The 15393-nt window shown below is 72.1% G+C and carries 12 protein-coding genes and 1 riboswitch; of the genes, 7 read left to right on the top strand and 5 right to left on the bottom strand.

Features of this window, described 5'->3' with window-relative positions; translation table 11 throughout:
• Window positions 1-35: 35 nt before the first annotated feature.
• The gene (locus LUU90_RS13285; RefSeq protein ID WP_275003906.1) at window positions 36-2186 is read right to left on the bottom strand and encodes a DEAD/DEAH box helicase; all 2151 of its coding nucleotides are present in this window, start codon (window positions 2184-2186) and stop codon (window positions 36-38) included.
• A 127-nt stretch (window positions 2187-2313) separates the two neighbouring features.
• On the opposite strand from LUU90_RS13285, the gene LUU90_RS13280 reads away from it, so the two are divergent.
• Together LUU90_RS13280 and dxr are read left to right on the top strand one after the other, a co-directional pair.
• Complete coding sequence (locus LUU90_RS13280; RefSeq protein WP_275003905.1) at window positions 2314-3006, top strand: hypothetical protein; 693 nt, start codon at window positions 2314-2316, stop codon at window positions 3004-3006.
• 107 nt (window positions 3007-3113) lie between these two features.
• The gene (dxr, locus tag LUU90_RS13275) at window positions 3114-4283 is read left to right on the top strand and encodes a 1-deoxy-D-xylulose-5-phosphate reductoisomerase (protein ID WP_275003904.1); all 1170 of its coding nucleotides are present in this window, start codon (window positions 3114-3116) and stop codon (window positions 4281-4283) included.
• Between the two features lie 98 nt (window positions 4284-4381).
• Here dxr and thiD read toward each other — a convergent pair whose 3' ends face one another.
• The gene (gene thiD, locus LUU90_RS13270; RefSeq protein WP_275003903.1) at window positions 4382-5329 is read right to left on the bottom strand and encodes a bifunctional hydroxymethylpyrimidine kinase/phosphomethylpyrimidine kinase; all 948 of its coding nucleotides are present in this window, start codon (window positions 5327-5329) and stop codon (window positions 4382-4384) included.
• A riboswitch (TPP riboswitch) is annotated at window positions 5319-5416 on the bottom strand. It overlaps the preceding gene by 11 nt.
• Window positions 5417-5432: 16 nt before the next feature.
• Window positions 5433-6005 (bottom strand): TetR/AcrR family transcriptional regulator, encoded by a 573-nt coding sequence (locus LUU90_RS13265; protein WP_275003902.1) that lies wholly within the window; start codon window positions 6003-6005, stop codon window positions 5433-5435.
• 122 nt (window positions 6006-6127) lie between these two features.
• On the opposite strand from LUU90_RS13265, the gene LUU90_RS13260 reads away from it, so the two are divergent.
• Both LUU90_RS13260 and LUU90_RS13255 read left to right on the top strand, forming a co-directional pair.
• A complete protein-coding gene (locus LUU90_RS13260; RefSeq protein WP_275003901.1) occupies window positions 6128-7156 on the top strand; it encodes an aldo/keto reductase in 1029 nt (342 codons plus the stop codon).
• Between the two features lie 51 nt (window positions 7157-7207).
• Window positions 7208-8203, top strand: a complete 996-nt coding sequence (locus tag LUU90_RS13255; RefSeq protein ID WP_275003900.1) for an SDR family NAD(P)-dependent oxidoreductase — start codon at window positions 7208-7210, stop codon at window positions 8201-8203.
• Here LUU90_RS13255 and LUU90_RS13250 read toward each other — a convergent pair.
• Window positions 8181-10409, bottom strand: a complete 2229-nt coding sequence (locus LUU90_RS13250) for a hypothetical protein (protein ID WP_275003899.1) — start codon at window positions 10407-10409, stop codon at window positions 8181-8183. The two genes, LUU90_RS13255 and LUU90_RS13250, sit on opposite strands and share 23 nt — an antisense overlap.
• Before the next feature lie 215 nt (window positions 10410-10624).
• Here LUU90_RS13250 and LUU90_RS13245 point away from each other — a divergent pair, with 215 nt between their 5' ends.
• The 3 genes from LUU90_RS13245 to LUU90_RS13235 all read left to right on the top strand — a co-directional run bounded on the left by LUU90_RS13245 (window position 10625) and on the right by LUU90_RS13235 (window position 14148).
• Window positions 10625-11947 carry a M50 family metallopeptidase gene (locus LUU90_RS13245; protein ID WP_275003898.1) on the top strand — a complete coding sequence of 441 codons (1323 nt, stop codon included), beginning with the start codon at window positions 10625-10627 and terminating at the stop codon, window positions 11945-11947.
• A 72-nt stretch (window positions 11948-12019) separates the two neighbouring features.
• Complete coding sequence (ispG, locus tag LUU90_RS13240) at window positions 12020-13162, top strand: flavodoxin-dependent (E)-4-hydroxy-3-methylbut-2-enyl-diphosphate synthase (RefSeq protein WP_275004045.1); 1143 nt, start codon at window positions 12020-12022, stop codon at window positions 13160-13162.
• A 26-nt stretch (window positions 13163-13188) separates the two neighbouring features.
• Complete coding sequence (locus LUU90_RS13235) at window positions 13189-14148, top strand: DUF4081 domain-containing GNAT family N-acetyltransferase (protein WP_275003897.1); 960 nt, start codon at window positions 13189-13191, stop codon at window positions 14146-14148.
• Window positions 14149-14331: 183 nt separating this feature from the next.
• Here LUU90_RS13235 and LUU90_RS13230 read toward each other — a convergent pair whose 3' ends face one another.
• The gene (locus tag LUU90_RS13230) at window positions 14332-15258 is read right to left on the bottom strand and encodes a DNA-formamidopyrimidine glycosylase family protein (protein WP_275003896.1); all 927 of its coding nucleotides are present in this window, start codon (window positions 15256-15258) and stop codon (window positions 14332-14334) included.
• Window positions 15259-15393 lie beyond the last annotated feature (135 nt).

The raw sequence follows: 15393 nt of genomic DNA, 5'->3' as shown, positions 1-15393 counted from the left end.
AGGGCCCGACCGCGAGCAAAAGGGCGTGCTCCGGACTATGCGGCCGGCTCGGTGAGCCGGGCGCGCTCCTCCTCGACGATGCGCCGCGCGAGCTCGGCGTCTGCGACGTCGGTGGCGCCCGGCGCCACGGCCACCGTCGAGCGGCCGGCGTACTCGGCGAAAAGCTCCGCCTTGGTGCCGAGGATCTCCAGGAGGCGCTCGTCCACGCTGTTCTCGATGAGCAGCCGGTGCACCTGCACGGTGCGCACCTGGCCCATCCGGTGCGCCCTGGCGATGGCCTGTGCCTCGACGGTCGGCTTGACCTGCGGCTCGCACAGGATCACCACGGAGGCCGCCTGGATGTTCAGCCCGACGCCGCCGGCCTCGATCTGGCTCACCAGCACCTTCGGCTCCGGTGCCGCGGTGAACTCGTCGACCAGCTCCTGCCGCCGTCGGGCGGGGACCGAACCGGTGATGGGGCCGATCGCCAGCGGGCCCAGCTCGGCCAGCACCGTCTCGATCACGTCGCGGAAGAACGAGAAGACGACCACCTTGCGGTTGTTGTCCATCGCCTCGGCGACGATCTCGCGCAGCCGCACCAGCTTCGCCGTCGGCTCCGGGGCCTGGACGAACGCCGCCCGGCGCATGTCCGCGAACGAACGCTTCAGCACGGCCCGCCGGTAGGCGGCGCCGTCGTGCTTGCCGAACCGCTCCCACTCGTCCACCTGCACCAGCTCGGGCAGTTCCGTGAGCACGTCCTCCTGGTTGCGCCGCAGGTACACGGTGGCCACCGAGCGGCGGAACGCCGCCGCACCCGCGAGGCCCGCCGCCGGGTCGACCGAGTCGGCGACGTCGGGCTTGAGGTAGCGCACGAGGCTGCGGAACTCGTCCACCGTGTTCTCCATCGGGGTGCCCGACATGAACAGCACGCGTTCCGCGGTCCGGGCCCACGCCGCCGTGCGCTCCGAGCGCTGGGCGGCCGGGTTCTTCACGTAGTGCGCCTCGTCCACCACGAGCAGCGCGGGCCGGGGCATCCCCTCGGCACGCAGGTGACCGAGCTGCGGGAAGGTGACGATGCCGACGCCGCCGTCGGCGACCCAGGCGCGGATGCCGGCGTCGCGCTCGTCGCCCTGCAGCACCCGGACCGCCAGGCGGGAGTGAGCGGCGACCTCACGGGCCCAGTTCGAGGCCACGCTCGCCGGGCAGATCACGAGGAAGTGCCGCCGTCCGCGCGCCGCGAGGTGCGCCATCGCGGCGATGGCCTGGACGGTCTTGCCGAGCCCCATCTCGTCGCCGAGGATGGTGCGGCGCTGCACCAGCGCGTAGCGGGCCCCGAACGCCTGGTAGCCCCGCAGGGAGACGGTCAGGAGCGAGGTGTCCAGGTCCTGGGCCGAGACCTGGTCGACGACGTCCTCGGGCAGGTAGCCCTCCGCCGCCTCCACGTCGACGCCGAGGTCGACGAGCTCGCTCAGCGCCGTGTAGTAGGCGGCGGCACGGGCCTCGTAGTCCTGCCACACCTCCGTGTCCGACGCTCCGGTCAGCGTGCCGTCCAGCCGCCGCAGGGCATCGGTGACGCCCGAGGCGTCCAGGCCGTCGACGGCCGCACGGAGCGCGGTCAGGGCGGAGTCGGCCGCCGCCGTGCGCTCGCGGCCGGCGAAGAGCCGCTTGACGAGGGTGCTGCGCAGGGCGCCCACCTCGGCCAGGCGGGCCAGCTGCGGGACGTCGACGTCGAGCCGCTCGCCCCACGCGTCGAAGAACCGGGCGACCTGCTCGTGGGTGTGCAGCGCGCGCACCAGGTCGGTGACGAGGGGGTCGGCCGGGTCGGGCTCGATCCGGAAGGTGAGCGCGTCGTCGACGGCGTCGTAGATCTGCCGGGCGGCCTCCCGCAGGAGGCGCGCGGTCTTGGGTCCGACGCCGCCGATCGCGTCGAGCTCCGCGGAGGTGGCCCCCAGCACCTGGGCCACCGTGCGGAACCCGGCGGCCTCGACGGGCCCGACCCGCACCCGGCCGGTGCTGACCTCGCGGATCCGGTCGACGGGCACCTCTGCCAGCTCTGCCAGCACGCGGGCGTCGCGGACGGCACGGTAGGCGACACGTACGCGCTCGGGCGCGGCGCCGCGCTCGGTCAGTGCGTCCGTACCCAGGGTGTGCCGGATACGGGCCTCCGCGAGGAGGTCGCGGGAAGCGCCGCGGGACCAGGTCTTCATGGCGGCTGACGGTACTGGGTGTGCGCCACGACGAGGTACCCGCACACGCCGTCGGACCTCACCGTGCCACATACCGGACTGAACGCCCGTTCTGGTAGTTTCGTCGCACCGTGGACAGGAGGAACGAGTGAGCACGGACGCACTGCCGCAGGAGGCACAGGCGGCGCAGGTCACCGCAGCAGGGGAGACGACGCCCGAGGTGACGCCGCACGCGGCACCGGTCGCCGTCGAGCACGACGCAGGCCCGGAGCAGGTGACGGGCCCGGAGCAGGTGACGGGTACCGAGCAGGTGACGGATCCCGAGCAGGACCGAACGCCGGAGCAGGCCGAGGCGCCGGAGCGCGAGGACAACCTCGAGACGCGTACCGCCGCGAGGCTGCACGAGCTGGTGGTCTCGGGTGCGGAGAAGCTGCCCGGCGAGACCGGGAGCACCGTGTCGAAGCTGGCGGTGGCGCTGCTGTCGTTCGGCAGCCAGGCCGCGGCGAAGGAGCAGGACAAGCCGACGACCAAGCTCGTCGGCGAGGCCGTCCAGCTGTACAAGAGCCTGGACGACGACGACCCGACCAAGCAGCGCGAGGTGCTCGAGCACGCGCTGGAGACGTTCACGACGTCGGCGATCGGTGGCAAGGAGCGCTCGCAGGTGCTCGAGGTCGCCGAGGAGGCGATGAACCTGTGGGGCAAGCTCCGCGGGACGTCGTCGGACCTCGTGAAGTCCGACGCCGCCGCCTCGATGCGCTCGCTCACCAGCGTGCTGCGCAAGGAGGGCCGCGACGAGGAGGCGGACGAGACGGAGAACGAGGCCAAGCGCCTCGAGTCCTGACCCTCCGCTTTCGTTGAGTGCTGGGTATCTGTTGGATCGTGCGGTGCAGACCAACAGATACCCAGCACTCAACGAGAACCGGCGCCAGGGCTGACAGGATGTGCACCATGCGAAGCGTCACCCTCCTCGGCTCCACCGGCTCCATCGGCACGCAGGCCATCGACGTCATCGGGCGCAACCCCGAGCGGTTCCGGGTGGACGCCCTGTCCGCCGGCGGATCCGACCTGCCTGCCCTCGCGCGGCAGGCCGCTGACCTCGGTGTCCGCGCCGTCGCGGTGGCCGACGCCGCCGCGCGCCCCGCGCTCACCGCCCTTCTCGACGAGGCCGGCGCCCACGGCGTCGAGGTGCTCGCCGGCCCCGAGGCGGCGACCGAGCTGGCCGGCCGGGGGAGCGACGTCGTGCTCAACGGCATCACCGGGTCGGTGGGCCTGCGGCCGACGCTCGCGGCGCTCGCCGCCGGGTCGACTCTGGCGCTCGCGAACAAGGAGTCCCTGGTCGTCGGCGGCGCCCTCGTGAAGGCCGCCGTGCGGCACGAGGGGCAGATCGTGCCCGTCGACTCGGAGCACTCCGCCATCGCGCAGTCGCTGCGCTCGGGCGCGTCGTCGGAGGTCCGCAAGCTGGTGGTGACCGCCAGCGGCGGGCCGTTCCGCGGCCGTTCACGAGCCGAGCTGCGGGACGTGACGCCCGCGCAGGCGCTGCGCCACCCCAACTTCTCGATGGGGCGCGTCGTGACGACCAACTCGGCGACCCTGGTGAACAAGGGGCTCGAGGTGATCGAGGCGCACCTGCTGTTCGACCTGCCGTTCAGCGCGATCGACGTCGTGGTCCACCCGCAGCAGATGATCCACTCGATGGTCGAGTTCGCCGACGGCTCCACCATCGCTCAGGCCGGTCCGCCGCGGATGCTCGTGCCGATCGCGCTCGGCCTGTCCTGGCCGGACCGCCTCCCGGACGTCGACGTACCGATCGACTGGACCAAGGCCGCCACCTGGGAGTTCGCACCCCTGGACGACGACGCCTTCCCCGCCGTCCGCCTCGCCCGGCAGGTCGGTGAGGCCGGGGGGACCCATCCGGCCGTCTACAACGCGGCGAACGAGGTGTGCGTGGACGCGTTCCACGACGGGGCCATCGGCTTCCTCGACATCGTCGACACGGTGGCCGCCGTCGTCGAGGCGCACGCGACGACCGGCGCGGGCGACGCCGGGTCGGTCGAGGGTGTTCTGGAGGCCGACGCCTGGGCCCGCGCCCGCGCGGCGGACATCCTCAAGGGCGCCTGACGCCGCCCTGCCCGTTCACTCTCCTTCGAGGTCTAAGTTTCTCGCCTCTGAGACGTTTCAGAGCGGAGAAACTTAGACCTCGAAGGGAGGCGCGGTGATCAGCCGAAGGTGCGGGTCGCGTAGCCGTGGTGGACCGGGCCGTGGCCGTGCCACGGGCCCGGCGCGGTGCCGGTGCCGCCGATGACCAGGTCGTCGGCCGCCCGGAGCGTCGCGGTCAGGTAGTCCTTCGCGGCGCGTACCGCGGGCTCCCACCCGTCGTGCAGCGGCCGAAGGACGGCGCACGCGGAGCTGAGCGTGCAGCCCGTGCCGTGGGTGTTCCGCGTGGGGACCCGCGGGGCGGTCAGAGCGACGACGCCGTCCGGTCCCGCACCCCACGCCGCGCCCTCGCCGGGCCCCGGACCCCCCGGACCCCCCGGACCCGCGAGGTGGTCGACCGACTCCGCCGAGTCGAGGTGCCCGCCCTTGACCAGGGCGAACCGCGTCCCGAGCTGCAGCAGCGCACGGGCCTGGTCGGCGGCCTCGGCGTCGTCCCCAGCCTGCTCGACGCCGAGCAGGACGGCGGCCTCGGGCAGGTTCGGCGTGACGAGGTCGGCGAGCGGCAGCAGCTCGTCGCGCAGCACCGCCTCGGCGTCGGCCGCCAGGAGGCGGTGGCCCGACGTCGAGACCATCACCGGGTCGAGCACCACGTACGGGGCGCGGCCGGCCGACCGTAGCTCGCGCAGGACGGCGGCGATCGCCCGGGCGATCGCGGCGTCCGTCGTCATGCCGATCTTCACGGCGTCCACCGCGACGTCGGCGAACAACGTCTCGAGCTGGGCGGTCACCATGTCGGCGGGCACCGGCATGACCCTGGTCACGCCGGTCGTGGACTGTGCGGTGAGCCCGGTGAGCACCGCGCAGCCGTAGCCGCCGAGCGTCGAGAAGGTCTTCAGGTCCGCCTGGATCCCGGCGCCCCCGGAGGGGTCGGATCCGGCGATCGTCAGCGCGACCGTGGGGTGCCCGGGAGGCCGGGTGCGCGCGACGGTGTCGGGCAGGAGCGAGCCCATGAGGCGTTCCCTTCGCTAGAACTACCTAGATCAGGTTCCACGGGTGCCTCTCAGCCGGGCTGCTGCCCGGCGCCCCGCGCCATGTGGGCCCACCTTAGACGGGTCAGGCCCCGTGCTGAAGCCCGTCGACCAGCAGGTCCAGCATGCGGCGCCCGTGCTCCGGCTCCTCGTCGCCCATGGGCAGGCTCAGCTTGGACACGGCGTACAGGAGGTCCTTGGGGCTCGCGACGGCGCGGATCTCGCCGGCCTCGACAGCGGCGTCGAGCAGGGAGCCGAGCGCCGGGCCCAGACGGCCGAGGAAGTAGCTCGGCAGCGCGTCGAACGCCGGGTCGCCGGAGTGGAGGGCTGACGCGAGCCCGCGCTTCGTCGCGAGGAACTCCGTGTACCGGTGGAGCCACTTCTCGAGCGCCATGACGGGGTCGTGCTGCTCCGCGAGCAGGGGGGCGGCGTCGGCGGTGGCGTCGACCTCGTGCTGGAAGACGGCCTTGACCAGGTCCGAGCGCTTGGGGAAGTGCCGGTACAGCGTGCCGACCCCGACGCCGGCCAGGTCGGCGATCTCCTTCGCGGGCGCGTCCACGCCGGACGTCGCGAAGACGCTCTTGGCGGCGTCGAGCAGCGAGTCGATGTTGCGCTGGGCGTCGGCGCGCAGCGGCCGCGGCGCTGTGTTCTGGGTCACGTCACTCCATCCCTTGCTATCCGGAACGTCTTTCCATATAGTTCTGGAAGAGCGTTCCGCTTAGTTCCAGAGTACGGCATCCCCGGGGCGCTCACCAGACCTCTCGACCCCAGGAGGGCCCCATGCAGTACCGCAACCTCGGCCGGACCGGCATCAAGGTCAGCCCCTACGCGCTCGGCGCGATGATGTTCGGAGCGGTCGGGAACGCCGACCACGACGAGTCGGTCAAGATCATCCACAAGGCCCTCGACGCCGGGATCAACTTCATCGACACCGCCGACGCGTACTCGCACGGCGAGTCCGAGGAGATCGTGGGCAAGGCCCTCAAGGGGCGGCGCGACGACGTCGTGCTCGCCACCAAGGTGCACCTGCCCATGAGCGACGACCCGAACCACCGCGGCAACTCCCGCCGCTGGATCATCGCCGAGGTCGAGAACTCCCTGCGCCGCCTGGGCACCGACTACATCGACCTCTACCAGATCCACCGACCCGACCCCGAGACCGACGTCGAGGACACGCTCGCGGCGCTGACCTACCTCATCAACTCCGGCAAGGTGCGGGCGATCGGCTCGTCGACGATGCCCGCCGCCGACATCGTGCAGGCCCAGTGGGTCGCCGAGCGGCGCGGCCTCGAACGCTTCCGGGTCGAGCAGCCGCCGTACTCGATCCTGAACCGCGGGATCGAGCGCGACGTCCTGCCGATCGCCCAGCAGTACGGCATGGGCACCCTCGTCTGGAGCCCGCTGGCGGGCGGGCTGCTCACCGGCCGGTACCGCAAGGGCCAGGGCAACGACACCCACCGGTCTCAGTTCGGGTTCGCGCACCTGCGCGACGAGCAGCGGCTCGACGTGGTCGAGCAGCTGGTCCCCGTCGCCCGGGACGCCGGCGTCCCGCTGAACCACCTGGCGATGGCGTTCGCCATCGCGCACCCGGGAGTCACCTCCGCGATCATCGGCCCGCGCACCATGGAGCACCTCGACAGCGCGCTCGCCGGCGTCGAGGTGGCGCTCACGGACGAGGTCCTCGACCGGATCGACGCGATCGTGCCGCCGGGGACGGACATCGGCCGCCTCGACATGGCCTACGACCCGCCGGCCATCCAGCAGCCGCTCCTGCGCCGTCGGCCCGCCGAGCAGCGCGCGGCCGCCTGAGCCTCCGCGCTCCCGCAGTTTCCCGCACGTTCCCGCACGGAAGGAACCGTCATGACCCATCAGCAGCACCCCATCGGGACGGGTTTCACTGCCGCGTCCACGGTCGACGACGTCCTGGCGGGCATCGACCTGACCGGCAGGAACGTCGTCGTCACCGGCGGCCACTCCGGCCTCGGCCTGGTCGCGACCCGTGCGCTGTCCGAGGCCGGTGCCTCGGTCACCGTCGGTTCCCGGGACACGGACCGCGCCGCGGCCGCGGTGGCCGGGATCGAGCGGGTCGAGGTGAGCCGGCTCGACCTCATGGACCCCGCCTCGGTCGACGCCTTCGTGGCGCGCTACCTCGAGTCCGCCCGCCCGCTGCACATCCTGATCAACAACGCGGGCTACCTGCCGAGCGCCGAGGTCGTACGGGACGCCCGCGGGTACGAGCCACAGTTCGCGACCAACCACCTGGGCCACTTCCAGCTCACGCTGGGTCTGCACCCCGCCCTGCGCGCGGCCGACGGCGCCCGCGTGGTCACCACGACGTCCGGCGCCCAGCGCTTCTCCGACATCCGGTGGGACGACCCGAACTTCACCACGGGCGCCTACGACCCGGGTCTGGCGTACGCCCAGTCCAAGGCGGCGAACGTGCTCTTCACCGTAGAGCTGGACCGGCGGTGGGCGCCCGAGGGCATCCGCGCCTTCGCCGCGCACCCTGGCGTCGTCGCCACGACGTCGTTCAACAGCTCGGTCGGGGTGGAGTCGCAGCGTGCTCAGGGCCTGATCGACGACGCCGGACGGCCGATCATCGACCCCGAGCGCGGCAAGAAGACGGAGGGGCAGGGCGCCGCCACCATCGTGTTCGGGGCCACCAGCCCGCTGCTCGACGGCCTCGGCGGTCTCTATCTTCTCGACAACGACGTCTCGCGGGTGAACGACGAGGACCTGCCGCTCACCGCGGACTCGGTCCCGGCCGAGGTCGTCTCGCACTCGATCGACCCGAGATCGGCCGAGCGGCTGTGGGAGCTGAGCGAGCGGCTGCTCACCGACCCCGCGTCCAGTTGAACACCGCCAGGCCCGTCACCAGGGCTCCCACCGTGACCAGGGCGGTGGCCGTGACGGCCTCGGGTCCGCCGATCATCTTGGCGTCCAGGGCGACCTGGACGGTGCCGATCAGCGCGTAGACGCCCGCGAACACGGTGATCGCCGACAACGTGCCGTCCATCAGCCGACGCCGCCCGCGCTCGCGCCTCGCCTCGGCGGCCCGCTCCCGGTCGCCGTGCAGGCGTTCGAGGGCGGCCAGCCGTGCGGCGATCGGCTCCTGGAGCAGCTCGCGCAGCCGCCCCAGGACCACCGCCGCCTGCTGCTCGAAGTGCGCCGCCTGGAGCAGCTGGTTCAGCATCCGGGACTCCAGCGCGGAGGCGAGGAACGTGGGCGAGGTGATGGTCGTCAGCGTGGTGCGGACCTCGGAGGCGAACTCGTGCAGGCGCAGCTGTTCCCGCGTGAGGCGTTCCTTGCGTTCGGCGAGGTCGGCACCGTTGTTGACGTCGTGGTCGGCGAGCATCGCCGCGACGATCCGCAGGTGGTCCGCGAGCGTGGCGTTCCAGGCGCTGAACAGCCCGTTGAGGCTGGCGACGAACTCGGCGAGCGAGCCGTACTGGGAGATCTTGAAGTGCGCGGTGCCGACCAGGGCGACGGTCGTGGAGTTGGTGGCCACCGCCACGACGTCGCCCAGGTGGCGCACGCCCTCCAGCAGCACCGGGTTGCGCTGGCGCAGCGTCCAGTCGCAGAGCGTGGCGGTGCCGTAGGAGACCGGCTGGAGCAGCACCTGCGAGCCGAACGCGGCGAGCAGCTCGTCACCCATGTTGACCGGCGTGCGCTCCGCCCGGGGCGCGGCCGGCCCGTGTCCGTGGCTCGCCTCGTAGACCGTGGTGACCACGTGCGCGCGCCCCTGGGCGATCTCGGTGCCCTCGCGGACCAGGTCGGTGGTCGCGCGCTGCAGCAGGTCGGCGAGATCGAACAGCCGCTCGGGCGGCGGGCTGTCGCCGTGGTCGACGTCGACGGGCGCGCCGTCCGGCCCGATCCACCGCACCCGGATGTCGGCGTGCAGGTTGGACAGGCGGAACCGGGCGTCCCGGACCTGCTGCGGCGACTGCTCGCGCGCGGAGTAGCGGAACCGCACGTAGTGGTTGCCGAACTCGGTGAACCGCACGTCGCAGGAGAGCTCGGCGATGAACGACCCGTCAGGCTGCTCCAGGCGCACGTTCGGCATCGACAGGGACACCCCGCCGTATGGCCGGGCCGCGCGGTCGACGCTCGCCCAGACATCGTCCATCTTGAGGCGGCCCCGCACGGCGAACGCCTGCACGCCGAGCAGCTGGGGCCGTTCGTCGCGGTCGGCGAGGTTCCGGATGGCCGTCACCGCCGCGATGGGGCTGACGTCCCGCAGGCCGAACGGGTAGATGTACACGGTCCGCAGCCGGTCGAGCGTGAGCCAGGTGGAGCCGAGGTTGCGGTGCAGCTCCGTCAGGTGCATCCGGTAGGAGCGCAGCTCGCTGGCCAGGATGTAGTTGAGGTGCCGGTCGGTCTCGGCGGCCCGCAGCCCGTCGAGCGCCGGGCCGAGCCGGGCCGGGCGGCCGGCCATCGCGTCGTCGGCCGCCCCGGCGGCCTCCGACAGCGCGCGGAAGTACCTGATGCGCGTGACGGCCTGCGGCACCAGCGCGCGGCGGAACGGGGACGACGGGTCCGGGATGGCGCGGGCCGCCCGGAGCAGGTCCTCGCACCGCTCGCCGGCCTGCGCCGCGGCGTCGGCCACCCGTGCGAGGCTGCCCGCACTGCGGGCGGCCGAGGTGTGCATCTGGGTGATCAGGGTGCGCAGCAGCACCGCGACGGCGTCGCCCTCGGCCCGGCAGACGTCGTCGGGCGCGCTGTCCCGGCGTGCCGCCCAGGTCTCGACGAAGGCGCGGAGCGGGACGATGATCCGGCCGTGCCGGAAGGTGTACTGCAGGGCATCGCTCGCCTGTGACCACAGGTAGACGCCGAGCAGGGCGGCCGCCCGGGGTTGCGCGACGACCGCGCTCAGCGCCGCGGCGGTCTGCGGGCCGCGCGGGTCGCCCGGCAGCGGGTGGCGGCGGTTCGGCGCCTCGCCGTCCTCGCCCATGTTCCAGCGCGATGCGGCCCAGATCGCGCTGACGTCGACACCGATCTCACGGAGCTGCCGGGCGACCCGTGAGTCGCCGTCCGCGGCCGGCCAGGCCTCCGTCTGGAACATCGACGTGAGGCTCTCGGTGAGGGACGCGGGGCCGTGCCCGTGTAGTTCCCGGGACTCAGGGATGGACGAAACCGACATGCCGTCAGGTTAATGATCAGTAACCGATGTTTCAACGAAACACCATGGATTCGAAAGGAAGTGAATGTCAGGTGGCTGTCCCGGGGGAGACGTGCGCTGCCTTTCGACGGTGTCAAGAGGTGCCGTAGTCTCGGTCCGTGAGCATCGTTCCGCACATCGTTGGTGTGCTCGTCCTCCTCCTGGGCGTCATCGTCTCCGTCGGGCTGCACGAGCTGGGGCACATGATCCCGGCCAAGAAGTTCGGCGTGCGGGTGAGTCAGTACTTCGTGGGGTTCGGGCCCACCCTCTGGTCGCGGACCAAGGGCGAGACGGAGTACGGCATCAAGGCGATCCCGCTGGGCGGGTTCGTCCGGCTCATCGGCATGATGCCGCCGGCCCCGGCCGGCACGCGGCGCGGCACCGGGTTCTGGAACGAGCTCGTCGCCGACGCCCGTGACGCGTCCGTCGCCGAGGTACGTCCCGGCGAGGAGCACCGGGCGTTCTACAACCTCTCCACGCCCAAGAAGCTGATCGTGATGTTCGGCGGGCCGTTCATGAACCTTGTGATCGCCACCGTCCTGATCGGCGTGGTCCTGGTGGGCTACGGCACGATGACCGTCTCCACGACTGTCGCCCAGCTCTCCGAGTGCGTGCCCGCGTCCGTCACGTCCACCGCGTCGGGCGACGACTGCGAGGGGCAGCCCGCCGCGCCCGCCGCCGCAGCCGGTCTGGAGCCCGGTGACGAGATCGTCGCGTTCGGCGGCGCCGAGGTGCACAGCTGGCAGCAGCTGGTCGGTCTCATCAACGAGTCCGCCGGGCGCACGTCGGAGGTCGCGGTGCTGCGCGACGGCGAGCGGGTCACCCTCCAGGTGACCCCGGCCAGGGCCGACCGGCCCGTCGTGGACGAGCAGGGCGCCGCGGTCGTCGGGGACGACGGCGAGCCCGTCGTCAGGCCCGGCGGCTTCGTGGGCTTCTCGCCGCTCCAGGTGCGCGAGCCCCAGCCGTTGTCCAGCGTCCTGCCCGCGGTGGGCGACCAGACCTGGCAGACGGCGACCATGGTCGCCACGCTGCCCGTCCGAGTGGCCGACGCCGCGACCCAGGCCTTCACCGCCGAGGAGCGCGCGCAGGACTCCGTGCAGTCGGTGGTCGGCGTCGCGCGGATCAGCGGCGAGATCATGGCGCTCGACGAGGCGATCCTCGACCGGGTGATGATCTACCTGAGCCTGCTGGCGAGCCTCAACATCGCACTGTTCGTCTTCAACATGATCCCGTTCCTGCCGCTCGACGGCGGGCACCTGGTCAACGCCCTCTACGAGGGCGGCAAGCGCACGCTGGCCCGGGTGCGCGGGGCTGCGGTCCTGCCCGGCCCGGCCGACGTCGCGCGCATGACGCCGGTGGCCTATGTGGTCTTCCTCATCCTGCTCGGGGTGGGCGGCGTCCTCATCGTGGCGGACCTGGTGGATCCGGTGCGGATCACGTGATGCCAGACACGATGTACGTTTCGCACCTTCTCAAGCAGGGATACTGATCTCGTGAGCGCAATCAGCCTCGGCATGCCGGCAGCACCCCCGCCGGTACTCGCCCCCCGCCGCAAGACTCGAAAGATCAAGGTCGGCAAGGTGGAGGTGGGTGGTGACGCACCCGTGAGCGTGCAGTCCATGACCACCACGCCCACCACCGACATCAACGCGACCCTCCAGCAGATCGCGGAGCTGACGACGGCAGGCTGTGACATCGTGCGTGTCGCCGTCCCGACCTCCGACGACGCCGAGGCGCTGCCGATCATCGCGAAGAAGTCGCAGATCCCGGTGATCGCGGACATCCACTTCCAGCCGAAGTACGTCTTCCAGGCCATCGACGCCGGCTGTGCCGCCGTCCGCGTGAACCCGGGCAACATCCGTAAGTTCGACGACCAGGTGGGGGAGATCGCGCGCGCCGCCAAGGATGCCGGGGTCTCGCTCCGCATCGGCGTCAACGCGGGCTCGCTCGACAAGCGTCTGCTGGCCAAGTACGGCAAGGCGACGCCCGAGGCCCTGGTGGAGTCCGCGGTCTGGGAGGCGAGCCTCTTCGAGGAGCACGACTTCCACGACTTCAAGATCTCGGTCAAGCACAACGACCCGGTGATCATGGTCCGCGCCTACGAGCTGCTCTCCGAGCGCGGCGACTGGCCCCTGCACCTCGGCGTCACCGAGGCGGGCCCGGCGTTCCAGGGCACCATCAAGTCGGCCACCGCGTTCGGCGCGTTGCTCAGCAAGGGCATCGGCGACACGATCCGCGTCTCCCTCTCGGCCCCGCCGGTCGAGGAGGTCAAGGTCGGCAACCAGATCCTGCAGTCGCTCAACCTGCGCCCCCGCAAGCTCGAGATCGTGTCCTGCCCGTCGTGCGGTCGCGCCCAGGTGGACGTGTACACGCTCGCCGAGAAGGTCACCGCCGGCCTCGAGGGTATGACCGTCCCGCTGCGCGTCGCCGTCATGGGCTGCGTGGTGAACGGCCCGGGTGAGGCCCGCGAGGCCGACCTGGGTGTGGCCTCCGGCAACGGCAAGGGCCAGATCTTCGTCCGGGGCGAGGTCATCAAGACCGTCCCGGAGGCGATGATCGTCGAGACGCTCATCGAAGAGGCGATGCGGATCGCGGATGAGATGCCTTCGCCGGAGAATGATGTGCAGGCCGGTCCGCCGGTCGTCTCGGTCGGCTGAGAATCTGAGTTCGAACGGAGCAGAGCATGGCTCGCTGGCGCACCCCGGTTCCCGCCGGGGCGCGCCCCGACGGGCAAGCGCAACCGGGCGAACGCGACATTCTGCCGCGTCGTGACCGGCCGGACGTCGCGCGTGCGCTGACCCGTGCGGACCTGGCGCAGGCTCTCGCGGTCTGCGCCGTCGACCCGGTCTCGTCGGTGCTCGCCACGGCCCGGCTGGAGATCGCGGCGCGCGCGGGGTTCGGTGCCGCCGCGGGCCAGGCCTGGGGTTTTCCCGACGTCGGACCGCTCGAGGCCGTGTGCTGGGCCGGTGCGAACCTGGTGCCGGTGATCCCGCTCACCGATCCGGAGCGGCGCGCCCAGGCGGTCGCCGCCTTCGCCGAGGTGGCGCGCGTGCACGGACGGCGGTCGTCGTCGATCGTGGGGGAGCAGTGGGCGGCGCTGGCGCTCTGGGAGCACCTGTCGCCGCACTGGCCCCCGGCCCGCGACGTGCGCGCCGACCAGCCCTCCATGGCCATCGGGACGGCGCCCGCGCTGGCTCCCGAGCCCACCGTCCGCCGCTCGGTGCCCGCCGAGCTCGGCCTCGTGCTGCCCGCGTGCGTGCGGATGTTCACCGAGGAGGTCGGCTACTCACCGGTCGCGACGGGCGGGTCCGCCTACGCGGAGCGGGTGCGGGCGCTGATCACCGAGGGCCGCTCGTTCGTCCGCGTGGTGCCCGACGGCGGTGGGCAGCCCGCCGTGGCGTTCAAGGCCGAGCTCGGCGCGGTGGCCGGCGGCGTCGCCCAGGTCCAGGGCGTCTGGGTCGAGCCGGCGTTCCGCGGCCGTGGCTGGTCCGAGTCGGGTATGGCGGCGGTCGTCGCGGCGACGCGCGCATCCATCGCCCCGGTGGTGTCGCTGTACGTGAACGCCTACAACGAGCGGGCGGTGGCCGCCTACCGCCGGGTGGGCTTCGAGCAGGTGGGCACGTTCGCGACGGTCCTCTTCTGAGCTGCTGACTGGCTAGCTGGCTAGCTGGCTAGCTGCCTGCCCGCTGCCCGCTGCCCGCTCCCGCTGCCCGCCTCGCCTGTCCTCTTCGGGGTCTAGGTTTCTCCGTTATGAAACGATTCAAGACGGAGAAACTTAGACCTCGAAGGGGGTGAGGTGGCGGGGCGTGGGGTCGAGAGTGCGCGTTCAGCGGAGCAGCTTGGACATCCGGCGGTCCGCGAGCGGCTTGCCGCCCGTCTGGCACGTGGGGCAGTACTGCATGCTGCGGTCGGCGAACGACACCTCGTGCACGACGTCACCGCACGGCGTCCCGTCCCACCCCGGGCACGGCAGACCGGCGCGCCCGTGCACGCGCATCCCGGCACGCTTGGCGTCCTTGAGCTCCTTGGCCGGCTTGCCCGACGCCGCCGTGATCGCCTCCGCGAGCACGTCACCGATCGCGGCGTGCAGCCGCGCCGTCTCCTCCGGGCTGAACGACCGGGTCAGCTTGTAGGGGCTGAACCGGCCCGCGTGCAGAATCTCGTCGCTGTAGGCGTTGCCGATGCCCGCGATGGCGCGCTGGTCGCGGAGCAGCCCCTTGACCTGCTGGTTCTTCGTCGAGAGCAGGTCGGCCAGAACCTCGGTGGTGAACTCAGGGGCGAGGGGTTCCACGCCCAGGGACGCGATCATCTCGATCTCCGCGGGGTCGCGGACCACGTGCACCGCCAGGCGCTTGCGGGTCCCCGCCTCGGTCAGGTCGAACCCGGAACCGTCGTCGAGCCGCACGCGCAGCGCGAGGACCGCACCCCGGCCCGAACCGCCGAGGGACGGTCGTACCGGCTTGGTGGACAGCGCGTCCGACCAGCGCACCCACCCACCCCGCGAGAGGTGGAAGACCAGGTGGAGCGGGGCGCCGTCGGGCACAGGGGTGGTAGGGGCGGGGGAGACCACGACGTCCAGCCACTTGCCGTGCCGCGCGACGCCCGTCACCACGCCCCCGGTCAGCGCGTCGGTCGGCGGGTCGAACGTCTTGAGCGCGGCGATCGAGCCGACCTCCACGCCGGCGACCGTGTGCCCGGACGCCCGCGTGCGCAGGAAGTCGGCGAGTGCGGCGACCTCGGGCAGCTCCGGCATGCGCCAATCCTCCGAGACTTCCCGACCCTCGGCAAGGCCTCGGGCACATGGCCCACGTCCAGGCTCCCGGCACATGGCCCCACCTCGAGGCCTCCGGCCCATCGCCCCCGTTCGAAACCTCCGGTCCCGGTGCCG

Source organism: Promicromonospora iranensis (genome assembly GCF_028994775.1).
In the GTDB taxonomy this organism is placed as follows: domain Bacteria; phylum Actinomycetota; class Actinomycetes; order Actinomycetales; family Cellulomonadaceae; genus Promicromonospora; species Promicromonospora iranensis_A.
The sequence above is the reverse complement of the archived record's forward strand: the minus strand, read 5'-3'. Positions and strand labels throughout refer to the sequence as shown.